The sequence below is a fragment of the Nonlabens sp. YIK11 genome (assembly GCF_001413925.1).
Classification (GTDB): Bacteria; Bacteroidota; Bacteroidia; order Flavobacteriales; family Flavobacteriaceae; genus Nonlabens.
Genome location: NZ_LBMJ01000001.1, coordinates 1,296,672 through 1,322,130 on the forward strand (window position 1 = coordinate 1,296,672; position 25,459 = coordinate 1,322,130).

Annotated in this window: 24 protein-coding genes; 4 read left to right on the plus strand and 20 right to left on the minus strand. The window is 40.8% G+C overall.

From position 1 onward, the window contains the following. Positions 1–11: 11 nt before the first annotated feature. From trpD to asnB, 5 genes are all read right to left on the minus strand, one after another. Positions 12–1,004 carry an anthranilate phosphoribosyltransferase gene (gene trpD, locus AAU57_RS05800; RefSeq protein ID WP_055412019.1) on the minus strand — a complete coding sequence of 331 codons (993 nt, stop codon included), beginning with the start codon at positions 1,002–1,004 and terminating at the stop codon, positions 12–14. Between the two features lies 1 nt (position 1,005). After that, positions 1,006–1,581 carry an anthranilate synthase component II gene (locus AAU57_RS05805; RefSeq protein WP_055412020.1) on the minus strand — a complete coding sequence of 192 codons (576 nt, stop codon included), beginning with the start codon at positions 1,579–1,581 and terminating at the stop codon, positions 1,006–1,008. Then, positions 1,574–2,053 carry a hypothetical protein gene (locus tag AAU57_RS05810; protein ID WP_156340010.1) on the minus strand — a complete coding sequence of 160 codons (480 nt, stop codon included), beginning with the start codon at positions 2,051–2,053 and terminating at the stop codon, positions 1,574–1,576. The genes AAU57_RS05805 and AAU57_RS05810 overlap by 8 nt, the downstream gene beginning before the upstream one ends. A gap of 2 nt (positions 2,054–2,055) precedes the next feature. Continuing rightward, on the minus strand, positions 2,056–3,462 hold the full coding sequence (locus AAU57_RS05815) for an anthranilate synthase component I family protein (protein WP_055412022.1): 1,407 nt from the start codon (positions 3,460–3,462) through the stop codon (positions 2,056–2,058). Positions 3,463–3,653: 191 nt separating this feature from the next. After that, positions 3,654–5,315, minus strand: coding sequence for an asparagine synthase B (gene asnB, locus AAU57_RS05820; protein ID WP_055412023.1), 1,662 nt, complete (start codon positions 5,313–5,315; stop codon positions 3,654–3,656). Positions 5,316–5,500: 185 nt separating this feature from the next. Here asnB and AAU57_RS05825 point away from each other — a divergent pair, with 185 nt between their 5' ends. Further along, positions 5,501–6,763 (plus strand): NRAMP family divalent metal transporter, encoded by a 1,263-nt coding sequence (locus tag AAU57_RS05825; protein ID WP_055412024.1) that lies wholly within the window; start codon positions 5,501–5,503, stop codon positions 6,761–6,763. On the opposite strand, the gene msrA is transcribed toward AAU57_RS05825, so the two are convergent. From msrA to AAU57_RS05840, 3 genes are all read right to left on the minus strand, one after another. Beyond that, positions 6,760–7,410, minus strand: a complete 651-nt coding sequence (gene msrA / locus AAU57_RS05830; RefSeq protein ID WP_055412025.1) for a peptide-methionine (S)-S-oxide reductase MsrA — start codon at positions 7,408–7,410, stop codon at positions 6,760–6,762. The two genes, AAU57_RS05825 and msrA, sit on opposite strands and share 4 nt — an antisense overlap. Positions 7,411–7,531: 121 nt before the next feature. Next, positions 7,532–8,311, minus strand: a complete 780-nt coding sequence (locus tag AAU57_RS05835) for a zinc ribbon domain-containing protein (RefSeq protein ID WP_055412026.1) — start codon at positions 8,309–8,311, stop codon at positions 7,532–7,534. 4 nt (positions 8,312–8,315) lie between these two features. Continuing rightward, a complete protein-coding gene (locus AAU57_RS05840) occupies positions 8,316–9,407 on the minus strand; it encodes a Nif3-like dinuclear metal center hexameric protein (protein WP_055412027.1) in 1,092 nt (363 codons plus the stop codon). 47 nt (positions 9,408–9,454) lie between these two features. Between AAU57_RS05840 and lpxK the strand changes: the two genes are divergently transcribed. After that, a complete protein-coding gene (gene lpxK / locus AAU57_RS05845; protein WP_055412028.1) occupies positions 9,455–10,441 on the plus strand; it encodes a tetraacyldisaccharide 4'-kinase in 987 nt (328 codons plus the stop codon). Here the strand turns inward: lpxK and AAU57_RS05850 are convergent. The 7 genes from AAU57_RS05850 to AAU57_RS05880 all read right to left on the minus strand — a co-directional run bounded on the left by AAU57_RS05850 (position 10,419) and on the right by AAU57_RS05880 (position 18,461). Further along, a complete protein-coding gene (locus AAU57_RS05850; protein WP_055412029.1) occupies positions 10,419–12,785 on the minus strand; it encodes an ATP-binding protein in 2,367 nt (788 codons plus the stop codon). The two genes, lpxK and AAU57_RS05850, sit on opposite strands and share 23 nt — an antisense overlap. Positions 12,786–12,939: 154 nt before the next feature. Then, on the minus strand, positions 12,940–13,935 hold the full coding sequence (gene gap / locus AAU57_RS05855) for a type I glyceraldehyde-3-phosphate dehydrogenase (protein ID WP_055412030.1): 996 nt from the start codon (positions 13,933–13,935) through the stop codon (positions 12,940–12,942). Positions 13,936–13,963: 28 nt separating this feature from the next. Continuing rightward, positions 13,964–14,836 (minus strand): lipoyl synthase, encoded by an 873-nt coding sequence (lipA, locus tag AAU57_RS05860; RefSeq protein WP_055412031.1) that lies wholly within the window; start codon positions 14,834–14,836, stop codon positions 13,964–13,966. A gap of 47 nt (positions 14,837–14,883) precedes the next feature. Next, positions 14,884–15,990 (minus strand): glycosyltransferase, encoded by a 1,107-nt coding sequence (locus AAU57_RS05865; RefSeq protein WP_055412032.1) that lies wholly within the window; start codon positions 15,988–15,990, stop codon positions 14,884–14,886. Further along, positions 15,991–16,197: a hypothetical protein gene (locus tag AAU57_RS05870; protein ID WP_055412033.1), complete on the minus strand. Its 207-nt coding sequence runs from the start codon at positions 16,195–16,197 to the stop codon at positions 15,991–15,993. Between the two features lie 45 nt (positions 16,198–16,242). Next, positions 16,243–17,271: a UDP-N-acetylmuramate dehydrogenase gene (gene murB, locus AAU57_RS05875; protein ID WP_055413686.1), complete on the minus strand. Its 1,029-nt coding sequence runs from the start codon at positions 17,269–17,271 to the stop codon at positions 16,243–16,245. After that, positions 17,271–18,461, minus strand: coding sequence for a pyridoxal phosphate-dependent aminotransferase (locus AAU57_RS05880; RefSeq protein ID WP_055412034.1), 1,191 nt, complete (start codon positions 18,459–18,461; stop codon positions 17,271–17,273). Before AAU57_RS05880 ends, murB begins: the two co-directional genes overlap by 1 nt. Positions 18,462–18,534: 73 nt before the next feature. On the opposite strand from AAU57_RS05880, the gene AAU57_RS05885 reads away from it, so the two are divergent. Beyond that, positions 18,535–19,875, plus strand: a complete 1,341-nt coding sequence (locus AAU57_RS05885; RefSeq protein ID WP_197275392.1) for an aspartyl protease family protein — start codon at positions 18,535–18,537, stop codon at positions 19,873–19,875. Here the strand turns inward: AAU57_RS05885 and AAU57_RS05890 are convergent, their stop codons facing one another. Then, entirely contained in the window at positions 19,876–20,253 is a 378-nt protein-coding gene (locus AAU57_RS05890; protein WP_055412036.1) for a DUF1573 domain-containing protein, read from the minus strand. Positions 20,254–20,361: 108 nt separating this feature from the next. Between AAU57_RS05890 and AAU57_RS05895 the strand changes: the two genes are divergently transcribed. Continuing rightward, on the plus strand, positions 20,362–22,995 hold the full coding sequence (locus AAU57_RS05895; protein ID WP_055412037.1) for a valine--tRNA ligase: 2,634 nt from the start codon (positions 20,362–20,364) through the stop codon (positions 22,993–22,995). 106 nt (positions 22,996–23,101) lie between these two features. Here AAU57_RS05895 and AAU57_RS05900 read toward each other — a convergent pair whose 3' ends face one another. Genes AAU57_RS05900 through AAU57_RS05915 form a run of 4 tightly spaced genes read right to left on the minus strand, consistent with a single transcriptional unit; the run spans position 23,102 to position 25,388 of the window. After that, entirely contained in the window at positions 23,102–23,380 is a 279-nt protein-coding gene (locus tag AAU57_RS05900) for an acyl-CoA-binding protein (protein WP_055412038.1), read from the minus strand. Then, positions 23,380–24,030, minus strand: coding sequence for a phosphatidylserine decarboxylase family protein (locus AAU57_RS05905; protein WP_055412039.1), 651 nt, complete (start codon positions 24,028–24,030; stop codon positions 23,380–23,382). Before AAU57_RS05905 ends, AAU57_RS05900 begins: the two co-directional genes overlap by 1 nt. Next, entirely contained in the window at positions 24,020–24,841 is an 822-nt protein-coding gene (locus AAU57_RS05910; protein ID WP_055412040.1) for a phosphatidate cytidylyltransferase, read from the minus strand. The genes AAU57_RS05905 and AAU57_RS05910 overlap by 11 nt, the downstream gene beginning before the upstream one ends. Before the next feature lies 1 nt (position 24,842). Then, positions 24,843–25,388 (minus strand): LUD domain-containing protein, encoded by a 546-nt coding sequence (locus AAU57_RS05915; protein WP_231717774.1) that lies wholly within the window; start codon positions 25,386–25,388, stop codon positions 24,843–24,845. Positions 25,389–25,459 lie beyond the last annotated feature (71 nt).

Consider the following 25,459-nt stretch of genomic DNA (forward strand, 5'->3'; position numbering starts at 1 on the left):
GGAAACCTGCGCTATTGAAGGCTTAGCAATTTTTCAAAACACTCGAGTGCTTTCCCAGATTCCAGTGACTCACGCGCCTTACCAACAGCTTCTATCAAAGAAACTTGCTGAGCAACAGCAATGGCTGTGGCCGCGTTTGCCAGTACCACTGACTTTTGAGCATCAGTAGCATTATTTTCCAAAACGTTTTTAAATATCGTAGCTGCTTCTTCCAGCGACTCACCGCCAGATATTTGCTCTAAAGTTAGTTGAGGCAAGTCAAAATCTGCTGGCTTGACATCAGTGACACCATTGTTGCCCGCGATTCTTGTTTTTCCCGTCAAGCTCACCTCATCATAACCATCGTGTGCATGGAGTATGGCGTATCGTTTTCCTTCTTCGTTTTGGAAAAGATATTCGTAATTTCTGGCCAGCTGTAAATTGAAGACACCAACACTTTGTAATTTAGGTCTCGCAGGATTCACCAACGGCCCTAACATATTGAAAAACGTTTTGATTCCTAGTGCTCTTCTTATAGGCGCTACCGCTTTCATCGCTGGGTGAAACAATGGTGCATGAAGAAAACAGATGTTTGACTCGTCAATTTGCTTCTCTAGGGTGCCAAAATCATTAGTGAATTTAAAGCCCATGGATTCCATTACGTTACTGGAACCGCTCACTGAGCTTACTCCATAATTACCATGCTTAGCCACCTTAACTCCAGCGCCAGCCGTTACGAAACTTGCGAGTGTGCTTATATTGAAGGTATTCTTACCATCGCCACCGGTACCACACAAATCTATAGGATTGTACTTCTCTAGATCTATCAGTAAGGCCTGCTCCAACATGGCGTCACGAAATCCGGCCAGCTCATCCACGGTGACGCTGCGCATTCCATAAACCGTAAGGAAAGCAGCAATTTGGGAATCGTTGACCTCACCTGCGGTGATGGCAGTAAGGATGTCGTGAGCACGCTTTCGCGAAAGCGTTTTGTGTTCAAATAATTCGTTGAGTATTTCCTTCATCCTAGAGTGTTGCTAAAAAGTTTTTGAGCATGGTTTTTCCCTGTGGCGTCATCACGCTTTCTGGGTGAAATTGTACTCCGTAAATGGGTAGATCCTTATGCTTCAAGGCCATGATCTGCCCGTTTTCATCTCGGGCGGTGATTTGAAGTACGTCTGGGAAATCAGATTCCTGGGCGTTCCAGGAGTGATAGCGACCTGCTTCAAATTGTTGGTCCACATCATTAAAGAATGCACTATTGTCGTGCTCCATAATAGTGGCGATACCATGGTAGACTTTTTCTAGATTGATAATCGTACCGCCGAAGGCTTCTGTAATGGCCTGGTGTCCCAGACAAATCCCCAAAATGGGAACCGTGTCTTTTACCGTGTCGATAATCTCCATCAATTTCCCAGCTTCTCTGGGAATGCCGGGACCAGGTGAAAGGATGATGGCGTCGTAGGCTAAACATTCTTTTGGTGCAATCTTATCATTCCTCATCACGGTGACATTTGCCTCAAGATCTTCCAGATAGTGGACGAGATTGTAGGTAAATGAATCGTAATTGTCGATGACTAATATGTTGGGTTTATTATTCATTGATAATAAATTTCCCGTATTCGTCTACTGTGGCCGTAGTAACGGTACCATCGGCACAAGTGGTAGTTATGTTGAGCTTGCCATCAATGACACCATTACAATTCAAATCTTTCACGGAACTTGCCATCACATAGGAATCAATAATCTTAAAATCTTTACTGAATGAGCGTAATACAAATTCAAAGGAAGTGCCCTTAGCATTCATATATTTTCTAAGAATCACTCTTATCTCAAATTTATCGGACTTGTAGATCTGTTTTCCTTTAGAAATCTCTGCACCCAACACCTTGTAGTAATCTTCTTTAGAAAAGTAGAAGTAGCTACTATCTCTTATGATTTCAAAAGGCATATTGGGAACAAACTCAACTTTATCTCCAGCTTCTTGTTCAATAATGTCCACTTTAAATATGGGTTTATCATTTGAGCAGGACGCCAATATTCCAATTATACCTATCAGAGTTAATAATCTCATTTTCATTTCAAATTTGCTTGTTGGATTGCCTTTCTCAAGGCATTTGTTTTATTGTAAACTTCTTGGGTCTCGTTTTCTAGATTGCTTTCCACAACTACTCCAGCACCAGCTCTAAATTGCATCTTATTATTACTGGATAGAATGGTTCTTATGACGATGGCATGGTTGAAACTACCATCAAAACCTAGGTATCCTATAGCGCCACCGTAAAATTGTCTAGCAGATTTTTCATACTTATCAATAAGCTCCATGGCTCTAAATTTAGGAGCGCCACTTAACGTTCCTGCTGGAAAAGTATCGCCTATAAGCGGTATACGGTCTTCTTCCTCAATCACACCAGTGACTGTGCTAACCATGTGAATCACATGAGAGTAGAAATGAATATTTTGATAGTCAGTCACTTGTACTTCACGAGCGTGGCGACTTAAATCATTTCGTGCAAGATCCACCAGCATGATATGTTCTGCCGTTTCTTTAGGGTCGTTTTTTAATTCTTTGGCGGCAGCTAGATCTGCTGCATCATTGCCAGTTCTTTTGTACGTACCTGCTATAGGCTGGATGCTCGCTTTATCATTTTTTATGAGTAATTGAGCCTCTGGCGAAGAGCCGAAAATTCTAAAATTTCCATAATCAAAATAGAACAAATATGGGCTAGGATTGATCGCTCGCAATTGACGATATACATTGAAGTCATCGCCTTTGTACGCTTGGGTGAACTTTCTGGAAAGTACCATCTGGAAAACGTCACCTCGCTTGCAGTGGTCCTTGCCTTTTTCTACAAGATGTTTGAAATCGGCATCTGTCATTTCAGATTCTTCTGCGCCATCAGTGAAGAAATCATATTTTGCGATGTCTCTATGCTGTATGATGTTGATGAGGTTCTCCATTTTTGAAGTACCTTTTTCATAAACGTGATCAAAAACATATAGTTGATTGTGATAATGATCAAAGACCAGCACATTTTGGAATACCTGATAATGCACTAATGGGATCGCTTCCTCATCAACGATTTTTTCTTTTGAGAATTCGATATTTTCAAACAGCTGTACCGCATCATAACTAAGATACCCAAAAAGCCCATTCGTGGGAAAAGGAAACTCTGTCGCTCCAGGATCAAATAGGTTTTTGAAATTCTCAAGCCCTTTTACGAGATTATAATCTGTAGAAAAATTCTGCTCATCTATCTTACCATCTGGTGTTGCGATGGAGACTTTATCATAGTCAATCTCAAAAGTCGCTACAGGATTACAGCAAATAAAAGAATAGCTGTTACTGCGTTGCCCATATTCATTACTCTCCAGCAAAATACTGCCAGGATATTTGTCCCGCAGTCGCATGTAAATGCCCACAGGCGTCATCGTATCTGCCAGGACTGTTTGGTGCGAAGTAGTAGGTTTAAAAACTTTCATTATATCTTTTTAAATGGAAATAGGCTAATAAAAAAGGCCTGCCGTAAAGCAGACCTTGTATATTCATTCATACGGGTGACTTCACGGCTGTTGAGCTATGTTATTCCACCACCAAGTATGATTTGTTCTTTCCATTGAAGTGTAAAGATAATTACGCTTTCGCGAAAGCGCAAACATTTTAAGCCCACATTTTAATATCCATCATCGTGAACTCCAGCAACCGCTCTACCAGATGGATCATTCATATTCTTGAATGCGGCATCCCATTCTAAAGCAATAGGAGTAGAGCAGGCCACAGATTTTACTGATGGCACACAACTAGCTGCGGCATCACTAGGGAAGTGATCGCTAAAGATGCTGCGATAATAGTACTCTTCCTTGCTTTGTGGTGGGTTGATTTTGAACTTGTATTTAGCAGATTCCATCATTTCATCAGTAACCTGTTCGTTTACAGTTTCCTTTAGAGTATCGATCCAGCTGTATCCTACACCGTCGCTAAATTGTTCTTTCTGTCTCCAGGCCACACTTTTTGGCAAGTAGTCTTCAAAGGCTTCACGTAATATGTGTTTTTCCATCTTGCCTTTACCGCACATCTTATCCTTAGGGTTCAAGCGCATGGCAACATCCATGAATTCTTTATCAAGGAAAGGCACGCGACCTTCAATTCCCCAAGCAGCCAAGGATTTGTTGGCTCTCAAGTTATCATATAGGTGTAGCGTGTCCAATTTGCGAACGGTTTCTTTGTGAAATTCTTCTGGACTAGGTGCTTTGTGAAAGTATAGGTAACCTCCAAAAATCTCGTCACTACCTTCTCCAGATAGAACCATTTTAATACCCATGGATTTGATTACTCGAGCCAATAAATACATAGGTGTGGAAGCTCTTACCGTGGTCACATCATAGGTTTCCAAATAATAAATGACATCTTTTATGGCATCAAGACCTTCCTGAATCGTAAAGTTGACACTGTGGTGCACGGTACCTATATGTTCCGCAACCGTTTCTGCAGCTGCAAGATCTGGACTGCCTTCAAGACCTATCGCAAAGGAGTGTAATTGTGGCCACCAAGCGTCTGCATAATCGCCAGACTCAACACGCCTTGCGGCATATTTTTTTGCTACGGCACTGACAATAGAACTGTCCAGTCCACCAGAAAGCAACACGCCATAAGGTACGTCACTCATCAGGTGTCTGTGAACGCTATCTTCCATCGCTTTGCGCAACTCTTTTACTGAACTTGTGTTGTCCTTTACGGCATCATAGTCTTTCCAATCGCGATCGTACCACTTTGTAAATTCTTTGTCCTCACTATAATAGTAGTGCCCTGGTGGGAACGGTGCGATTTCATTGCAGGTTCCTTCTAAGGCTTTCAATTCACTTGCTACATAAAACTGTCCCATTTCATCTGTCCCATAATACAATGGTATAATTCCTTGATGGTCGCGAGCACATAAGAATACATCCTTATCGCTGTCATAAAGCGCAAAACTGTACATGCCAACTAAATCATCCATAAAATTGACGCCTTTATCTTGATATAAGGCAAGGATAACTTCGCAATCTGATTTTGTCTTGAATTTATAATCAGTGTATTGTTCACGTATTTTCTGGTGATTATAGATTTCCCCATTTACCGCCAAAACGATTTTGCCATCTGGACTATATAACGGTTGTCCACCAGATTGTGGATCCACAATGGTCAGGCGCTCGTGAGCGAGGATGGCCTTTTCACCACAGTAGATTCCTGACCAGTCTGGACCACGATGTCTTAGTTTTTTTGAAAGTTCAAGTACATCCTGTCGTTGGTCTGCACTGCTTTTTTTTAGATCGAATACTCCTACGATTCCGCACATAATGATTGGTTTTTAAATGAAAAAAGGTCTACTTTGAAGTAGACCTTTAGAATATTATTAAATATCAGAGACTACCCTACGTTTGTGAAGGATTATTATTAGTTCTGAAATTATTATTTTGTGACATAACGAGACAAACATAATTAAAAATTCTTAGTAAACAAATTTAATGCTATGAATCAGCGATGAGTAAATTTCTTAAGATACTGGGTCCAGGTTTAATATTTGCCAGCACCGCCATTGGAGTAAGCCACTTGGTTCAAAGCACCAGAGCTGGAATGATTTATGGATTTGGATTTTTGATGGCAATAGTGGTGATCAACATATTGAAGTATCCCTTTTTTGAATACGGAACCAGATACGCTGCAGGTACTGGAGAAAGTCTTATCGACGGCTATGGACGTATGGGGAAATGGGCTATAGGGTCCTATTTTTTTGTAATGATCGTGAGTTTATTCTTTGTTAGTGCCGCCGTTTTTAATGTAACCGCCGTCTTTATGAAGGAGCTGTTCCAAATACAGACACCAACTAGCGCTTTTGTCCCATTGTTATTGGTGATCGTGTCCTGTTTTGGGATTTTGGCTTTTGGGAAGTTTACATTGTTGGATCATCTCATCAAGATTGTAGGCTTTTTGATGATCGTTTGCACCTTGGTATCCCTTGTTTTGGTCTTGATTAAAGGTCCTGCCATACCATCCTCAAATTTTGTAGCGCCAGAGTTATGGTCTCTTACCACCATACCATTTGCTATTGCTTTAATGGGTTGGATGCCTACCGCTGTAGATTTAAGTACCTGGAATAGTTTATGGACTCTTGAAAAACAAAAATCTAGCGGATATAAATCTACGGTAAAGCAAGCTACTGGGGAATTTGCCTTAGGTTATTGGATCAGTGCAGTTCTAGCTGTGATGTTTTTGACGTTAGGTTCTTATTTGGTGTATGGTACAGATACTTTAGTGGCATCCAGTAGTGCAGATTTTTTTAATCAGGTCATAGGTCTGTTCACTGGTGCGATAGGTGAGTGGTCCTATTATGTAATTGCAGTTGCGGCTTTTTGTATCATGTACGGCACGAGTATAGGCGTGCTGGATGGTTATTCTCGAGCGCTTAAAAGATCTTGCGAGGTTCTATTCCTAAAAGGAACTGAAGTAAATTCAAAATGGTACTTGGTCGCTTTGATTATAACGGCTACAGGAGGTTTTGTGATCAATTATGTTTTGAGTGATAACCCAAAAGGATTTTTATTGCTCGTAGATATAGCCACTATATTATCCTTTCTATTTGCACCTATTGTAGCGGTTCTCAATTATAAATTGGTCACCAATAGAAAATTCCCAAAAGAACACCAACCTAACTTTTTGATGAGGTCGATTTCTCTTTTGGGAATTACTGTGCTGATTTTATTCTCAGTTGTATATATCTTCTACTACTTTGGAGGTTTTGACTAGTGGCTTACACCTTCCTTAATAACGTTAGGCATTGCTGCGGCAAAACGTCTCCATCGAGGAACTGATACATTTTCTATGTATCCATTTGTTGGATGATTTTCTGCATAGTCTTGGTGGTAATCTTCTGCGACATAAAATTTCTGAAAAGCTTTCACCTCTGCAGCTACATCATATCCAGCATCTTCCAGCTCTTTGATCTTAGCATCAATGATCTGTTTTTGCTCATCGTTTTGGTAGAAAATAATACTGCGGTAAGATTCTCCGCGATCGGGTCCTTGACCATTTACCTGTTCAATGTTCTGTGAGGCAAAATATACATCTACCAGTGTTTCAAACGAAACAACCTTTGGATCGTAAATAATCTCGTTAGCCTCTGCGTGGTCTGCATGGTTTTCATAGGTTGGGTTGGTAGAAGTTCCACCGCTATAGCCAGAGATAGCTTCTTCTACACCTTTGACACTCTCATAGATTTCTTCCACACACCAGAAACATCCACTAGCGAAATATGCTTTTTCCATTCCTTCTTGCGTTGCGGCTACTTCAATAGGTTCTGAATTCATGGCAGCCTCTGTTTGCTCCATGTCCTTATCTTGTTGGTTACAGCTGTTTGCTGCAAACATCAACAGTATTATGCTTATTAGTTTCATAATATTATTTATTTTCTTCAAAAGTAGAGTCGGTAGGGTGTTCATCCCTTAAATCCTAGTTAAAAGAAAAACCCGTCTAGGATTGACCTAGACGGGCTTTTTATAAAAGAAAAGATCGGTTTTAGATCTTTTCAAATGTGGCGCTCATTTTTTCTGCCTGCTCATGGGCAAGTGCAGCGTCAACAAGAATTCTTCCAGAGTGCTCATCAGTGATGATCTTCTTGCGAGATGCTATTTCAACTTGAACCTGTGGTGGAATGGTAAAGTAAGAACCACCAGAGGCACCTCTTTCAATAGGCACAACAGCAAGGCCGTTCTTTACATTCTTTCTGATACGAGCATAGGCTTTCATAAGTCTTGGCTCAATGCTTTCTGCATGCTCGTTAGACATTTTGATAAGAGCTTGCTCTTCTTTTTCAGTCTCTTTAAGGATTTCCTTAAGTTCTGCTTGCTTGTGCTTTAAGTGATCTGCACGAGTTTCAAGACGCTCTTTGCTTTCTGCAATGACTTCGTTTTGTTGCTCAATCTGTGCTTTGAATTCACGTATGTGCTTTTCAGCCAGTTCCATTTCCAATTCTTGGAATTCAATTTCTTTGGATAAAGAGTTGAACTCACGATTGTTACGAACGTTTTTTTGTTGCTCAGAATATTTTTTGATCAAGGTCTTTGCCTCTTCAATCAAATTTTTCTTGCCCTTGATCTGCTCATTAAGCTCTTCTAGATGCGTGTCTAGTTTTGCAAGACGTGTCTTCAATCCTTCCACTTCATCTTCAAGATCTTCAACTTCTAGAGGTAATTCCCCACGAACGTTGCGTATCTCATCAATTCTAGAATCGATTAATTGTAGGTCGTAAAGTTCTCTTAACTTGTCTTCTACAGTTGCCTCGGTCTTTTTTGCCATCTGTCTATGTGTAATTTACAGGGTTTGTTTGCGTCTGTGCGCAAAGGATTGCAAAACTACTAAATTTCTCGCTAATATATTCCTGCAATAGGTTTTTTGTGAACTGCTCACTTTCATAGTGTCCCACGTCGCAAAGTAAGATGTTTTCGCCTTGGAAAAAGTCGTGATATTTCAGGTCTGCGGTGATATACGCATCTGCACCTTTATTGATGGCATCTTTAATGGCAAAGGAGCCAGAACCGCCTAATAAAGCTACTTTATGGATGTTTCGCTTTCGCGAAAGCGAACTTCTCACCACACCAGCGTTAAACGTTGTCTTTACGAGTTTTAAAAATTCATCGCTGGCTAGTGGTTGTTCCAATTCTCCAACGGTTCCCATACCGATTCTAGCGTACTCGTTTTCTAGCGTCTGGATGGAGTAGGAGACCTCTTCATAAGGATGGTGCTCCTTCATTGCGCTCAAGACCGATCGTTCCAGATGCGGCAGATATGTCATTTCCAGAAGGACCTCGCTGGCCTCTTCTCTAACACCTGGAGAGCCCAACGCTGGGTTACTGTGCTCGTTTCCCTTGAAGGTTCCGGTTCCTGTAATGCTAAAGCTACACTCGCTATAATTTCCCAATTGCCCAGCGCCAGCCATAAATAAGGCTTCTTGAAGGTTGTTTTTATGAGTTTCTGGAACATGAATCTGCAGTTTTTTGATCACTGATCTTTCTGGGACTAGGGTCTCAACGTTTTGAAGTTTCAACTCTTGCGCCATGCGATAGCTCACGCCACCATAGGCCATGTCTAATGCTGTGTGTGTCGCATATATGGCAATGTCGTGTTTGATGGCTTTAAGAACCGCTCGCCTCACATAATCGGTAGGTTTGAGATGCTTTAAGCCAGAAAAGATGATGGGATGAAAGGTGACGATCAAGTTGCATTTTTTTTCTACCGCTTCCTGCACCACACTCTCTAGGCAGTCCAAGGTGATCAAAACACCGGTAACCTGAGTTGTGTATTCTCCAACCAGCAATCCAACATTATCAAAATCCTGCGCATAGTGTAGCGGTGCCAATTGTTCAATATGGTCTGTAATATCCTTGATTTTCATAGATGTCGTAAAATAGTAAAGATAAAATTTAAGCTACTTTTGAAGTCATGACAGGCCTGCGATTTTTGTTGTATCCGTTTTCGATTCTTTATGATGGTGTTACCGGCTTGCGCAACTACGGTTTTGATAAAGGCTGGATCAACGCTACATCATTTGAAATTCCCATCATCGCCGTAGGTAATCTAAGTACTGGTGGCACTGGCAAGTCTCCTATGGTGGAATACCTCGTAAGGCAGCATGCTGGCCATAAAACCGCTGTCCTAAGTCGTGGTTATGGTCGTAGTTCTAAAGGTTATTTAGAAGTTTTTGAATCTAGTAAGGCGACAGAGGTAGGTGATGAACCTTTGCAGTTCAAACTGAAATTTAGGGATCAATTGATAGTTTCGGTTTGTGAAAAACGCGTGGATGGTATCAAACGACTTTTAGAAGATTATCATTTAGATCTCATTATACTGGATGATGCTTTCCAACATCGATATGTCAAGGCGTCCCATTATGTGCTATTGACAGATTACAGCCAGCCATACTTCAATGATGCACTGTTGCCTGCTGGTAATCTAAGGGAATCCAAAGCTGGAGCCGATCGTGCGCAAAGCATCATTGTTACAAAATGTCTAGATGGACTCACTGAAGCTGAAATGAATTCCATTAAGGAACGAATCAAGCCAAAAGACTATCAGAAAGTTTATTTTTCAAAAATCTCTTATAGTGATCAAGCTATCGGGAAGCATCATGAACTAGCCTTGTCTAGTCTAAAGGGAAAAGATGTCAAGGTGATTACAGGAATAGCAAAACCAGAATACTTCATTCGATTTCTAGAAAACTTTGCGAATATTCAGCATTTGAAATTCCCAGATCATTATAATTTCAAAGCTTCAGATCTGGATGGTCTTCAAAAAGATGACATTATTCTCACCACCGAAAAGGATTACGTGAGACTCAAAGAATTTAATCTGGAAAATTTATACTACGTGGGAATCACTACCGTCTTCATAGGTGAAGAGCCTCGGATTAATATATCTGGTAGTTGGTAAAAGCCTTTTGGATCTTTTCAAAGAATTCATCCATTTTAAATGGTTTAGGAATGATATCGTCAAACCCTATCTCATAGAATTCTTTCTCTGATTCATCCAGCGTCACAGCGGTAAGGGCGATAATTGGGAGCTCACGATCAAACTTGCGTACTTCACGAGTACACTGCTTACCATCCATGCCTGGCATGTGTATGTCCATCAAAACTAGATCATATGTATTCTCCTTGATCTTACCTAATGCCTCAATCCCGTTATTTGCAATGTCACAGTCAAAATTCTTTCCTTCAAGAATCTTGCGAGTGATCATTTGGTTGATCTTGTTGTCCTCAACGATCAGAATTTTCTTAGAGATAAGTTCAATAGGAGTGGCTTTTTTGAGGCCTATAACATCGTTGTTTTTACCTTCTGATGATTCTTGGGTTTCTTTTTTGGCAGCGTCTTCTTGATTCTGTGGTGCTTTATTTTCTTCGGCAGTAACTGGTTCTATTTTTTCCGTCTTCTCGATGGAAGCGGTTTTATCTTCTTTTGGAGTCTTAGGAGATCTTACTGGTTTCTTGTACTCTGGATAATCTTCTTCTGTTTCAGTTTCGTAGATCTTTAAGTTTTTATCTTCATAAAACTTATTGGTATCTGGTAGCTCAAACCAAAGATCAAAAGAGAAAATACTACCTCTTCCTATTTTACTATCCAACACGATCTGACTACCCATTAGGCTCACAAGGTTTTTAACAATGGCTAATCCTAGACCGGTACCACCATATTCTCTTGTGGTACTGGAACCCTCCTGAGTAAAGTTATTAAAGATGTCTTGTTGTTTCTCTTCAGATATTCCTTTACCATTATCCTCTACTTCAAAGTGAATAAGGCATCTATCCTCAACTTGTTTTACCTGATCCACTCTAATCCAAACATTACCGTTTTTGGTGAACTTGATGGCGTTGCCCACAAGGTTGATAAGAATTTGAGACATCTTAACAGGATCACCTTTAATACGACTTGGGATTCTACTGTCAAATTCTAGGCTTAGGCTGTTTCCTTGATCCTTAGCTTGATTAGTTAGAGACGTCGTAATGTCTTCCACTCGCTTTTTAAGGTCAAACGGAATCTGCTCCAGCTCGACTTTATTGGCTTCTAGTTTATTGAAGTCCAGAATATTGTCGATCAATGATAATAGATATTCACCTGAAGATTGAAGCGTTTCTAGATGCTCTCTTTGATCATGTCTAGGTTCAGTCTCTAATAATAAGTGCGTCAAACCGGTAACGGCATACATAGGTGTACGCAGTTCGTGAGTAATAGTAGATAAGAAATCTGCTTTTATTTTGGCAGCATCTTGCGCTCTATCACGTTCATCCATAAGCGCAGAGTTCTTGCCTTCTAGAGTTTGATTACTTTTTGCTCTTAGCTTATTGTTCTTAAATAAGGACATGGTCAATAAAGACATGAGCGTTAGCAATACAAAAAACAGGATGTTCTGCATCCCACGACCCTTCAATTTAGTATCTTGATCTGCTATAAGTTGGTCTTTTGCTAAAAGCTCTTTTTTAAGCTCACCTACTTTATCAATGGATGCTGCGCTGGTTGCTAGTGAATTGGTATCGTTGGATTGACTTTCTTTAAGTTGCTGATATTTCTCTAGGAATATCACCGCTTGTTCAAAGTTGCCCAATCCTTTTTCAATGGACGCTTTTAAATAATAGCAGCTAAGTAATATACCTGTAAATCCATAACTACTTGCTTTAGAAATAGCTTGCTCCACAACCTCGTTGGCACTATCATAGTCACCTTTTTCAAAATTCGTTTCCGCAAGGTTAAAGGTGGCTTTAGACTCAAAGTAGAATAAACTTTGCTCACGTAGTTTGGGAATGATATCCTTGTAGATTTCTAGTGCTTCCGTATAGTTGGCAGTACTTAAATTCAAATTAGCCGATAAGTATCGAGCCTTAAGTGCATTCGTGCTGTCCTGGGATTTTGTCAACGCAATATTGATCGTCTTCAAAATCTCATCAGCTAGGAGATATTCTTTTTTTCTAATGTGAATATCCGCTTGGATAAGAAGTAGATCTATATAAAAATCTGACGTTAGCGGTATCTGACTTTTAAGACGATCCACATTTTTTTGAGCCTCGTCTAATTGTCCCGTATATATAAAGAAGTTCGCCTCAACGACCTGTGTCCTTAGATGGATGGCAGAGTCACTTGCAATTTCCATGGCGGCCTGCAGTGTTTTCTGGGCTTCGGCAAAACGGTTGCTTTGTAGTTCAAGATTTGCGCGCTCCAGCATGGCATCAACAGCGATTTGCTGGCCTTCCTGAGATAGCCTGCTGTCTGTATCCTGCGCCATTCCATAAAAATTTAATAGAATGGTGATTGCTAAAAAAATTACTCTTTTCACACAAAAACTTGAATAACAAATATAAACGGTTAGAATCAAGATGCGGAATCTACCCTTGTTTTAGGCGAGAGATCATCCGTTTATCGATAAAGATGTGCAGTTATTAACTTTTGTTCAAGCTATCTAATCTCACCACAAGATCTAGAAGTCGGTTGGAATATCCACTTTCATTATCGTACCAGCCTATAATCTTTACTAATTTCCCGATGACCGAAGTCATCTGACTATCATAAATACATGAAAAAGGAGATCCCGATATATCGATAGAAACTAACGGTACATCGGTATAACTAAAGGTGGATGGGTTCGCTTTCGCGAAAGCGATAAAAGCATCATTCACTTGATCAATGGTAACTTCCTGCTTTACATTGATGGTCATGTCTGTCAGGCTGCCATTGGGAACCGGTACACGTATACCGCAACCACCTATGACATCACTCAAATGAGGAAAGATTTTGGTAAGCGCCTTTGCGGCACCGGTAGTGGTAGGCACTATGGATTGTCCAGCTGCGCGGGCACGCCTTAAATCTCTATGAGGTTGATCGTGTAGACTTTGGTCAGTCGTGTAGCTGTGCACCGTTGTGATATATGCCTGCTCGACGCCACAAAGTTCATCGAGAACCTTGATCATAGGCGCGGCATTATTAGTCGTACAACTGGCATTGGAAACAATGCGGTCTGATTTTTCAAGGATGTGGTCATTCACTCCTAAAACCACCGTTTTAATAGCATCGTCTACGGCTGGTGCACTCAAAATAACTTTTCCTGCACCTGCAGTAAGATGTTTGTTAAGGTCTGCAACAGATTTGAACTTGCCTGTCGATTCTATGACCACATCAACGCCGTTCCATTGGAGTTGGTCTAAAGAGGAATGATGCGTGAACCTGATCTTGTTGCCATCGATAATCAAATGATCCTGATCATGGGTCACTTCATTAGGTAGGACTCCATGAATAGAATCATACTTAAAAAGGTGCGCCATGACTTCAATAGAGGCAAGATCATTGATTGCCACAACGTTGACTTGTGGATTCAATAGTGTGGTGCGTAAAAACGTACGGCCTATGCGTCCAAAGCCATTTATGGCAACCTGTATCATAACTGTGCTAATTTACCTTTAAGGAAATCTATAGAATATGTTTGTGCGCCTTGTAAGAACTGCGAACCAGCGCGCCACTTTCCACGTGTCTAAAGCCCATTTCCAGGCCTAGAGTCTCGTATTTCTTGAATTGATCTGGTGTTATAAATTCCTTGACAGGAAGATGCTTTTTAGAAGGTTGCAGGTATTGTCCTATAGTGACAACATCCACGTTATTGTCTCGCAAATCTTCCATGGTCTGAATGACTTCGCTTTCTTGCTCGCCCAGTCCCAGCATGATACCTGATTTAGTTCGGTTGATGCCTTCTTGCTTCAAATATCTCAACACCTCGAGACTACGTTCATATTTTGCCTGTATGCGCACCTCACGAGTCAGTCGTTTCACGGTCTCCATATTGTGGGATACCACCTCTGGATTTGCGGCCACGATGCGGTCAATATTTCTAGTCACTCCTTGGAAATCTGGGATCAAAGTTTCTAGAGTAGTTGTAGGATTCATGCGTCGCACTGCGGCAACGGTTTCTTTCCAGATGATGCTACCCATATCCTTGAGATCATCACGATCCACACTTGTAAGAACGGCATGCTTGATATTCATGAGCTTGATGCTGCGGGCAACTTTTTCAGGCTCTGCCCAGTCGACATCTTCTGGTCTGCCGGTTTTCACACCACAAAAACCACAAGAGCGTGTGCAGGTGTTCCCTAAAATCATGAATGTCGCGGTACCTTCAGTCCAGCATTCGCCCATATTGGGGCAACTTCCAGAGGTACATATCGTGTGTAGATCGTACTTATCGACCACACCGCGCAACTCTTTATATTTCTGACCTACCGGCAATTTGACGCGCAACCATTTTGGTTTTCCCTTAGGTGGCGCAACGCTTGTTTCTGCTGTATTCATAGAACAAAGTTAAGGATAATGTAGTCGTTCAAAGAGTTAAAACCTGACTACTTCCAGCGACTAGGTTTGTGGGTAATGTTTGAGATAAATAGACCGGCCTGAAGAAATACCAGTAATAGTTCCAATAATGGGAAGAATGGAATGAGTTCGCTTTCGCGAAAGCGAGATAATCCTTTCCCCATCACGATCCACACGATCACGTATCTTATTAGAACCAGCGATAGGATAGCTTCCCACTGAAGGCCAAAAAAGAACCCCAAGATGGTGGCTATAAAAAAGAATATCTGAGAAGTGAAAAACAGCCCAAGACTCAGCTTGTGTCTGGTTTTATAGAGTTTTGACGTCTGGACGTGTCTTTTTTTCTGGGTCCACCATTTATTCCATTCTTGTTTTGGCTTGCTCATGGTAAAGGCCTCTGAATCAATGACCACTGCAGTATTGTTTCCAGTAGCAGCTTCATTCACAAAAAGATCGTCATCGCCACCCATTACTTTCATATGGCTCATGAAACCACTCACATCATAAAACTGTTTTGAAGTATAAGCCAGATTGCGGCCCACGCCCATATAAGGGTTGCCTCTCATGGCATAGCCCAAATACTGAACCGCTGCAAGAACAGTTTCAAACCGGATCAATGCGTTGAGTAAGGAATTTTTGGCCTTGTGATAGCCGCTGTAACCCAAAACTATGGTAGTATCGTTCTTCAATGGACTGCTTATTAGAGACAGCCACTGGTTACTTGCTGGCTCACAGTCTGCATCAATAAAGACTAAATGGTCATTGACTGCTTTTTTTATACCTAGGGTTAAAGCATATTTTTTATTGCCCCAAAAGGTCTCGTTGTTGACTACATCTACCATTTTAATTTGTGGATGTTGCGCCATAAAATCTTCTATCACAAACCGAGTATCATCGCTACTGGCGTCATTGATCAAGATGATTTCAAAATTGGGATGATCCTGAGAAAGAAGTTGAGGAACAAGTCTCCTTAAATTTTCCTCTTCATTCTTTGCACAAACGATCACCGATACTGGTGTGACGTTCTTATCGTAAGTCGCTGGATTAGAAAAGCAAACCTTGGAAAAATAAAAGTAAAAGCAAACGTTGAGTAGGACACAACCCAAAAGGATTACATAGAATAAACCTATTGCCATCTATGCTTTTTTATCGCTGGTATCGCAATTACCTTGTTCTTCTGGCAGTTTACCGCACATACTACAGGCTTGTCCATCCTTATTTAAATATGGGTTTTGGCTGGCGCATGTTCCAGCGAACTTACCATCCTTTTTACCCCAAATTTTAATGGCAATCCCAGCAAACGCTAGAGCTAACAAACCGAATGTGATCAATAGTAATTCCATGATGCAAATTTAATAATTTGGCGATGATTAAACCTTGTGATTATACTAATTCTCTATAAGGTTGACCTCAGTCTCAATGACGATTCCATAAGTTTCCTTCACGTTTTTTTGAATGTCTCTTGCCACACTCAAGATTTCCATTCCCGTAGCGTTGCCGTGATTGACTAATACTAAGGCTTGTCTATCATGAACTCCTGCATCACCATATCGTTTGCCTTTAAAACCAGATTTATCGATCAGCCATCCAGCAGGTACTTTAACCTGTTGATCATTTACTTGATAGCTAGGCATGTCTGGAAAGGATTCGACAAGTTTATGATAGGTTTCTTTATCGATGACAGGGTTTTTGAAAAAACTGCCGCTATTGCCTATCACTTTAGGGTCTGGTAGTTTACTGGTCCTAATATTAATGACCGCCTGAGCGACTTTGCCTATAGTGTCTTCACCTGGCAATTGCTGCATTTCTTCCTTGATGGCACCATAATCGACCTTGAGTTGATAACCATTGGTTTTTGCAAGATCAGTTAGCTCTAGTGTGACTGAGGTAATCACAAATTTGCCTAAGGCTTCGTTCTTAAAAATCGAATCGCGATAGCCAAAATTACAGTCTGCTTTAGTCAAGGTCTTCACGGCTCTGGTTTCCAGATCCATCACCTCACAAGAAACAAAAACGTCTTTTAGCTCCACACCATAGGCGCCTATATTCTGGATAGGAGCAGTGCCTGTATTTCCTGGAATGAGAGCGAGATTTTCAATTCCTGCAAAGTTATTGTTGACACAATAGAGTACCAGTTCATGCCAGTTTTCACCAGCCATCACCTTTAAATGAACTTTATTGCCATCCTCTTTTACTATTTCAATCCCATTTAAATTGATCTGTAGGACCGGCTTTTCAATGTCATTCAGGATAAGCATATTACTGCCGCCACCTAACAAGAATTTTTCCGTACCAACAAAATAGGCGAGTGCTTCTTCTAATTGTTGTATGGTGGTTATTGAGGTGTACGCTTTCGCGAAAGCGGAAATACCAAAAGTATTGTGCTTTTTTAAAGAGTATCCATGTGAAATCTCAATCACGATAAATAGGCCTTGAGTCCTTTCTCCAAGATGTTTACTGCTTTTACCAAAGAATCTTTCTCGAGTACATATGCGATCCTGATCTGGTTTTTACCCATGCCTGGTGTGCTATAGAAACCGGCTGCTGGTGCCACCATTATCGTTTCGCCTTCAAAATCAAAAGATTCCAGTAGCCATTGAGCAAATTTATCAGTATCATCTACTGGTAACTGAGCGACACAATAGAAGGCGCCACCTGGATTTGCTACTTCTACACCGTCGATTTTTTTAAGGCTGGATATAAGAATGTCCCGACGCTCAATATATTCCTGTATCACGTCGTCAAAATAGGATTGTGGGGTGTCAAGAGCGGCTTCTGCTGCTATTTGGGCAAATGTTGGTGGGCTTAATCTGGCCTGAGCAAATTTCATTGCTGCAGCTACCACTTCCTTATTTTTGGAAACCATGCAGCCTATTCGTGCACCGCACATACTGTAGCGTTTGCTCACACTGTCAATCATAATCGCGTGGTTTTCTAGACCTGCTTGATTCAAGACTGAGAAATGCTCACGTCCATCATAGGCAAATTCTCTATAGACTTCATCTGCCACAAGGAATAAATCATGTTTTTTGACCAGCGCAGCCAGTTGATCCATTTCTTTCTGAGTATAAAGATACCCAGTAGGATTTCCTGGATTACAGATGAGAATGGCTTTGGTTTTATCTGTGATTAACTTTTCAAATTCTGCTATGGATGGTAATGCAAAATTATTCTCAATACTGGTTGTGATAGGCTTTACGGTAACGCCGCTAGCTGTGGCAAACCCGTTATAGTTGGCATAGAATGGCTCTGGAATGATGACTTCATCGCCGTAATCGCAAATGCTTCCCATGGCAAACAACAACGCTTCGCTACCACCGGTGGAAACGATGATGTCATCGATGGAAAGGTCCATGCCTAATTTATTGTAATGAGATATCAACTTTTCTCTGTAAGTTAAGTTCCCTGCACTATGACTATATTCAAGGATGGTCATATCATTTTGTCTAACCGCATCAATGGCTTGCTTAGGCGTTTTAATATCTGGCTGGCCTATGTTAAGCTGGTAGATGTGTGTTCCTCGCTGTTTTGCAGCTTCTGCAAATGGGACAAGTTTACGAACTGGAGATGAAGGCATTGACCTTCCTTTTTCTGATATCTGTGGCATGGAATTATTTTTGCAGTGCAAAGGTATGAATAGGGCATGTCTCGCTCAAATGCGATGGCGTATATTTAGTACTATGAGTCGACTTTTAGTTTGTGTTTTCTTTTTCTTGAACTGTTTTTCTGCTCTAGGGCAGCAGGGTTTTTCTTTACCTGACGGTGTTGATGAGGTGACTATTCCATTTACTCGTTCCCAAAATCTCATTGTGATTCCCGTAAAAGTCAATGGGACAGCTTTGAACTTTATACTAGATACTGGTGCCTCTAGGTCCATCATTTTTAATCTGCAAGAAATTGATTCTCTTGAATTACGGACTGGTCAACCTCTTAAAATTTCAGGTTATGGTGAACGAGAACCGTTTGATGTTTACTATAGCGATAAAAACGTTTTGGACACTTATGGTTACGCTAATAAGAATGCGGGCTTGTTTGTGATGGCTAACGATAATATCAATTTATCGGGTTTTCTGGGCGTTACCATTCATGGATTGATGGGATATGATTTCTTCGCTGATTTTCTAGTAGTCATAGATTATGAGAACGAAGTCTTGAAACTTTATCGCGATCCATCTTTCATAAAAAGGAAGTTACGCCGATCTACCCGTATACCCATAACGATTAAAAACCGAAAGCCTTATCTGCAATCTGTAGTGCAAAATAACGGTAGTAAGATAGAGTTGAATACCTTAATCGATACTGGAAATGGTGATGCGCTCTGGTTGTTACCTCCATTAAAACAAGCCGTAATTCCTAATAAAAGTTTTGAGGATTTTCTGGGGATGGGATTGAGCGGTAAGGTAAAAGGACAAAGATCTAAAGTAGACCGAGTTTATCTTGGTAAGCACAAATTAAATAAGGTTACTGTATCCTTACCAGAAATGGAAAGCCTTACCAACCGAAATGTTGATGTCAATCAACAAGAGGATTATAAGGGCTCGATAGGTGGCGAGGTTCTGAGCAGATTTAAAGTTGTTTTAGATTACAAAAATGAGTCCATGTACATAAGACCTGAATCAAATCTAGAAGAAGGTTTTTTCTACAACATGGCTGGACTTGAATTGATTGAAGGTGATTTAGAAGTATTTACCACCATTGAAAATGCTAAGACAGACTTTTCAAAAGGTAATTACAGTAACGTCAGCAGCAACAATGGTTTTCAGCCCAATTCAAGAAGAAGGGTCATTAAAATTACACCTAAACTTTTGATAAGCTACGTCAGGCCAGAATCTCCAGCTGATAAAGCTGGTCTCAAAGTAGGAGATGAGATTATTAAAGTCAACAGCGTTTCCCAATCGAGTTTGAGCTTGACAAATGTTTCAAAAAAATTTTTCAGAAAACCTTATTCTACCATCAGATTTACCGTCAAGAGAGATGAGGCCATTTTCAAAGTTAAATTTGAATTGGTTCCAGTCATCTAGCTACTCCACCACAACACCTTTCAATTTTAACGGGATGATTCCTTGCGGGATGTTTCCTTTGACGGTCAAAGTTTTTACGATAGGCCCCAATTTTTTAGTGTCGTAGGTCACAACAATTTTACCTTTCTCACCTGGAGCTATAGGCATTTCTGGTTTAGAGATAACATCACAGGTGCAGGAAGAGAAAATATCTGATACCACAAAAGGAGCATTACCAGTGTTGGTAAACACAAAAGTGCGTTTTCCATCTTCACCTTTTTTAATCGAGCCGTAATCAATGACTTTGTTCTCAAATTCTATAGATGTCATTTCAGCAGTTTGTGCCAGAGAACTGTATCCAATAAATAGTGTCGAAATCAGAATTAAAATAGGTTTCATAACCAGTTGTTTTTATAAAAATACTCAAAGTTCATAATTGCCTGCTTATTGGCTTATGATTTAAGTTATAATTACTTTTGCCATTCAATTCCAATAATTAAGCCAAACATGACTCAAGCATCCAAATACGACTCTAAAACCGCCGAAGAAAAGTGGTACAAATACTGGATGGAGAACGACTTTTTCACATCAGTTCCAGATGATAGAGAGAGTTATACCATAGTCATACCGCCACCTAATGTCACTGGCGTGTTGCATATGGGTCATATGTTGAACAATACCATTCAGGATGTACTCATACGTCGTGCTCGTTTAAAGGGATATAACGCTTGTTGGGTTCCTGGAACAGATCACGCATCCATTGCGACAGAGGCTAAAGTCGTTAAAAAGCTGCAGGAACAAGGAATTGATAAGAATGACCTGACTCGCGAGGAATTTTTGGAGCATGCCTGGCAGTGGACACATGAGTATGGCGGGATCATTCTCGAGCAACTTAAAAAATTAGGTGCCAGTTGTGACTGGTCCAGAACAAAATTCACACTGGATGATGGTATGTCTGCCAGCGTGATAAAGGTCTTCATAGATCTTTACAACAAAGGCTTGATCTATCGTGGGTACCGCATGGTCAATTGGGATCCTGTGGCGCAAACAACCTTGAGTGATGAAGAAGTCATCTATGAAGAGCGCAATGGGAATTTATACTACCTAGAATACCCCATTAAAGGAAGTAGCGATAAGGTCACCATTGCCACAACAAGACCCGAAACCATATTGGGAGACACCGCGGTCTGTGTCAATCCAGCCGATGAGCGTTATACGCATTTAATCGGTAAGACGGTCATTGTTCCTATCGTAAATAGGGAAATCCCAGTAATAGCAGACGATTATGTGGATGTGGAGTTTGGTACTGGTTGTTTGAAAATCACGCCAGCCCATGACGAAAATGACAAAAAGATAGGAGAAACGCACCATCTTGAAGTCATCGATATTTTCAATGCAGATGCAACACTCAACAGTTTTGGTTTGCACTATGAAGGAATGGATCGGTTTGAGGTGCGCAAGCAAATTTCAATAGAGCTTGAAGAGAAAGGTTTCTTGGTCAAAAAAGAAAGCCATGTTCATAAAGTGGGTACTAGTGAACGTACCAAAGCAGTCATTGAGCCCAGACTTTCAGACCAGTGGTTCCTAAAGATGGAAGAACTGGCACAGCCTGCTATCAAAGCGGTTAAGGAAGATATTGTTGAGCTTTTGCCTTCAAAATTCAAGAGTACCTACTTCCATTGGATGGAAAATGTGCGCGATTGGAACATCTCACGCCAGCTGGTTTGGGGACAACGCATTCCTGCTTATTACTACGGTGATGGTACAGATGATTTTGTGGTGGCAAGTAGTATGGAAGAGGCTGTTTCGCTTTCGCGAAAGCGAACTAACAACAACACCATAACAGAAAAGGATCTACGTCAAGAGAGTGATGTTCTCGACACCTGGTTCTCAAGTTGGTTATGGCCCATAAGCGTTTTTAATGGAGTTTTGGAACCCGAGAACGAAGAGATCAATTATTACTATCCCACAAGGGATTTGGTAACCGGTCCAGATATTTTGTTTTTCTGGGTAGCGCGCATGATCGTTGCTGGATATGAATTGCGGGATGAAAAGCCCTTTGATAAGGTGTATCTCACGGGACTGGTACGTGATAAACAACGTCGCAAAATGTCCAAATCGCTGGGTAATTCACCAGACGCCTTGAAGTTATTGGAAGAATACAGCGCAGATGGCGTGCGTGTAGGATTGCTGTTGAGTAGTGCCGCCGGTAATGACCTCATGTTTGATGAGGATCTTTGCCAACAGGGAAAAAACTTTGTCAACAAGATGTGGAACGCCTTTAGGCTCACACAAGGTTGGGAAGTGGACAAACAACTACCGCAGCCAGATTACGCCGCGCAAGGCATTGCCTGGTACCGTAGTAGGTTTGCACAGGCGATGGAAGAGATCGAGGATCACTATTCTAAATACCGCATCAGCGATGTGCTCATGACCAGTTATAAATTGATCTGGGACGACTTTTGTGGATGGTTGCTGGAAATTATAAAACCAGCCTACCAGCAGCCCATTGATGCACAAACTTTGGCTGAAGTAATTGATCTATTTGAGGATAACCTGAGGTTGATGCATCCGTTCACGCCATTTATTACAGAAGAAATATGGCAAAGCATTCATGATCGCCAGCCTAGTGAGGCCTTGTGTATCAATACCTGGCCAGAAACTGGAACGATTTATCAAGATTTACTTACCGATTTAGAGTTGGTTAAGGAAGCTATTTCAGGAGTGCGCAAAGTGCGTAAGGAAAAGCAGATAAGCTTTAAGAATGAAATTGATCTTTTGGTCATCAATAATGAGAATCTTTCCAGCGCTTATGATGAACTCATCAAAAAGATGGGTAATATAACGTCTATAAAGATCGTTGAGGATCAGGTAGCTGGTGCTGCCAGTTACCGCGTACGATCTAATGAATATTTTGTGCCGCTGGAAGGAAATATCGATACGGCTGTCGAGATTGAGAAGCTTAAAGCAGAACTTCAACATGCTCAGGGCTTTTTGATGAGCGTAAAGAAAAAGTTATCCAACGAGCGATTTATGGCCGGTGCTCCAGAACAGGTCGTAGCCATGGAACGCAAAAAGGAGGCTGACGCGCTTGCCAAAATCGAAACCATTCAATCCAGCCTTACCGCCCTAGAATCATAAATCATGAATCCATTTAATTTTATCATTATATTTTTTGGGGCGATGATGATTTGTTTGATCGCACTCGCGATCTACATCATGAGAAAAAAGTAAATAGCGCTGCTACTTACCAGGGCTTTGGGTAAAGCTTTTTGATGATTTCAATGTAGCGTTCCTTCGCTTCATTTTTGGAGAGCTGCTGGACTTGAATGAGAGCATTCATTTTAAATCCAGACCTCAAGTCGTTCGTCTCAAAACTACGATTGCTCACATAGGGCTCGTCAATGACTCTTTTGTAATAGGCATAAAGATGTAACTGCAGTTCAAGAGGTACCTCAGACTGCTCTTGAGAGCTCGCTTTCGCGAAAGCGGCTTCAAATTCTTTATCTAGTTCTTCTTCGGTCATTAAAAATTTGCAAGGATCGACTCGCCACCACGTACTTTTTGGTTCAATTCTACCTTGATATTGGCATCAAGTGGCAAGTAAACATCAACTCTGGAACCAAATTTAATGAATCCGCTGTCAGATCCTTGGACAACTTCCTCATTTTCTACAGCATAGTTCACGATCCGCTTAGCCAAAGCACCTGCAATTTGTCGGTACATGATCTGTATGGTGTTTTTATGTTCTACTACTACCGTGGTGCGCTCATTTTCTTCACTAGCCTTAGGGTGCCATGCTACCAGGTATTTTCCAGGATGGTATTTTGAGAACGCCACTTTACCACCTATAGGATATCTGGTCACATGTACATTAATAGGCGACATGAATACAGAAATCATGATACGTTCATCCTTGAAATATTCGTTTTCTGTAACCTTTTCAATCACGACCACCTTACCATCTACTGGTGACACGATGGTGGCATCATCTAGAATGGTTTTTCTCTTTGGGTTCCTAAAAAATTGAAGGATGATGACAATGACAAAAATGGCAAGCCCAACCAGCAAAAAATGCAACCATATAGGCATGGGAACGCTAAATGCGACGCCCACCAATATTGCAGATACAATGATGGCGATAATTATGGATGGTGTACCTTCTTTATGAAACATGATTGATGATTAAAAAAGTGAGATATGCAAAAGGTGCTGCAAAGATAATGCTGTCCATACGATCAAATATACCACCATGCCCTGGCATGATGCTACCGCTATCCTTGACTGCAGCCTGTCTTTTGATTTTTGATTGTATCAAATCGCCTATGGTGCCAAAAAACGCAACCACAAAAGCAATAATGGCCCAATCATAAACAGAATAGTCGTCGATACCGGTAGAAACTAAATAGTAGTGCAGTGCAATTCCCGCAACAATGGCCATGACTAAACCACCTATAAAGCCTTCAATCGTTTTTTTGGGAGATATACGTTTCATCAATTTGTGCTTTCCCAACAATCTACCTGAGATATAGGCAAAGCTGTCATTCGTCCAGATAATGGCAAAAATTCCAATGAGTAATTCTGGGCGATAGGTTTCCACAATGTTGGGAAGCAAGGCTAGGAACAAACTAGATCCTATGAGATACAAAAGAGCTATAATGTGCTTTTTGGTATTGAAAAGTGCGATACGGTCTACTAATACTAAATCCCTTATCAAGTAGATGTTTACTAATAGGGTAGCGATAAGCAGTAGGTAAATGAAATTGATGGGGACACCTTTCCATACAATAAAGTAATAGGCTAATGGTAGCATAGGATAAATGACCCATTGCCTTAAACGTATCATGGGCATCAATTCTACCAAACATATAAAGGCAAAAATGCAAAACAGTAACGTAAAAACCCATTCTGGTGCGTATAGCGCACTAATGACCACCAACGAGACATAAATGATTCCCGACATGGATCTAACTAACAATTCTCTCATGCTACAAGTCTTCTAATAGGATGAGATAAAGACGTTTGTTAGGTACTCCATAATTCATGAGATCTTTTTCTTTCTCTTTGGTCAGGCTTTGATCTTGGAAGTTTTTTAGAGTGGTAATATTTGTTGGAATAGAACCTCTGCTATTGTGGTGTTTGATGCCTCTCAATCCTTCACCTATAGATTCTACAATTTGACTTGTACTTGCTAAGACTACAAAAGTATCTGGCAGTTGTTTGGGTTTATTCTCTTTGATCTGGTTTGAAGAAAATAATATCGCACCATTGTCAGCAATGATGTATTCGCAAGTGCTTAGAAAAAAACTACTTTCTCGCAAATGCTGATTAAAATCTAGATTAAAACCGTTGAAACGTTCCTTCAATTGCTCGTCATAGCAAAAAACAGGTGTTTCAAAAAAGTCGTGTTCTACAAGGATATCCTCAAAATGTTGCTGTACTTCATTCTCATCAACGGCATATAAAAAACGACCGCCTTGTCTAGAGAAATTATGTATAAACTGCTCATCTAGAGGTAGTTTTTCCTCTGGCATATATTTCGATCGTTCAGCGGTTGACCGCCCAGATTCACTGGTAACGGAAACCTTCCTGAAGATTTTTTTGA

What these genes read in the sequence shown, in the direction of transcription:
- gap (WP_055412030.1), bottom strand. Translation starts at nt 13,935, where the DNA reads ATGATACAGGTTGCCATAAATGGCTTTGGACGCATAGGCCGTACGTTT.
- AAU57_RS05915 (WP_231717774.1), bottom strand. Translation starts at nt 25,388, where the DNA reads ATGCCAGAGGAAAAACTACCTCTAGATGAGCAGTTTATACATAATTTC.
- msrA (WP_055412025.1), bottom strand. Translation starts at nt 7,410, where the DNA reads ATGAAACTAATAAGCATAATACTGTTGATGTTTGCAGCAAACAGCTGT.
- AAU57_RS05910 (WP_055412040.1), bottom strand. Translation starts at nt 24,841, where the DNA reads ATGAGAGAATTGTTAGTTAGATCCATGTCGGGAATCATTTATGTCTCG.
- AAU57_RS05865 (WP_055412032.1), bottom strand. Translation starts at nt 15,990, where the DNA reads ATGGCAATAGGTTTATTCTATGTAATCCTTTTGGGTTGTGTCCTACTC.
- AAU57_RS05825 (WP_055412024.1), top strand. Translation starts at nt 5,501, where the DNA reads ATGAGTAAATTTCTTAAGATACTGGGTCCAGGTTTAATATTTGCCAGC.
- asnB (WP_055412023.1), bottom strand. Translation starts at nt 5,315, where the DNA reads ATGTGCGGAATCGTAGGAGTATTCGATCTAAAAAAAAGCAGTGCAGAC.
- AAU57_RS05905 (WP_055412039.1), bottom strand. Translation starts at nt 24,030, where the DNA reads ATGTTTCATAAAGAAGGTACACCATCCATAATTATCGCCATCATTGTA.
- lpxK (WP_055412028.1), top strand. Translation starts at nt 9,455, where the DNA reads ATGACAGGCCTGCGATTTTTGTTGTATCCGTTTTCGATTCTTTATGAT.
- AAU57_RS05850 (WP_055412029.1), bottom strand. Translation starts at nt 12,785, where the DNA reads ATGGCGCAGGATACAGACAGCAGGCTATCTCAGGAAGGCCAGCAAATC.
- AAU57_RS05900 (WP_055412038.1), bottom strand. Translation starts at nt 23,380, where the DNA reads ATGACCGAAGAAGAACTAGATAAAGAATTTGAAGCCGCTTTCGCGAAA.
- AAU57_RS05805 (WP_055412020.1), bottom strand. Translation starts at nt 1,581, where the DNA reads ATGAATAATAAACCCAACATATTAGTCATCGACAATTACGATTCATTT.
- AAU57_RS05870 (WP_055412033.1), bottom strand. Translation starts at nt 16,197, where the DNA reads ATGGAATTACTATTGATCACATTCGGTTTGTTAGCTCTAGCGTTTGCT.
- AAU57_RS05895 (WP_055412037.1), top strand. Translation starts at nt 20,362, where the DNA reads ATGACTCAAGCATCCAAATACGACTCTAAAACCGCCGAAGAAAAGTGG.
- AAU57_RS05815 (WP_055412022.1), bottom strand. Translation starts at nt 3,462, where the DNA reads ATGAAAGTTTTTAAACCTACTACTTCGCACCAAACAGTCCTGGCAGAT.
- AAU57_RS05810 (WP_156340010.1), bottom strand. Translation starts at nt 2,053, where the DNA reads ATGAGATTATTAACTCTGATAGGTATAATTGGAATATTGGCGTCCTGC.
- AAU57_RS05885 (WP_197275392.1), top strand. Translation starts at nt 18,535, where the DNA reads ATGAGTCGACTTTTAGTTTGTGTTTTCTTTTTCTTGAACTGTTTTTCT.
- trpD (WP_055412019.1), bottom strand. Translation starts at nt 1,004, where the DNA reads ATGAAGGAAATACTCAACGAATTATTTGAACACAAAACGCTTTCGCGA.
- AAU57_RS05840 (WP_055412027.1), bottom strand. Translation starts at nt 9,407, where the DNA reads ATGAAAATCAAGGATATTACAGACCATATTGAACAATTGGCACCGCTA.
- lipA (WP_055412031.1), bottom strand. Translation starts at nt 14,836, where the DNA reads ATGAATACAGCAGAAACAAGCGTTGCGCCACCTAAGGGAAAACCAAAA.
- AAU57_RS05880 (WP_055412034.1), bottom strand. Translation starts at nt 18,461, where the DNA reads ATGCCACAGATATCAGAAAAAGGAAGGTCAATGCCTTCATCTCCAGTT.
- AAU57_RS05835 (WP_055412026.1), bottom strand. Translation starts at nt 8,311, where the DNA reads ATGGCAAAAAAGACCGAGGCAACTGTAGAAGACAAGTTAAGAGAACTT.
- AAU57_RS05890 (WP_055412036.1), bottom strand. Translation starts at nt 20,253, where the DNA reads ATGAAACCTATTTTAATTCTGATTTCGACACTATTTATTGGATACAGT.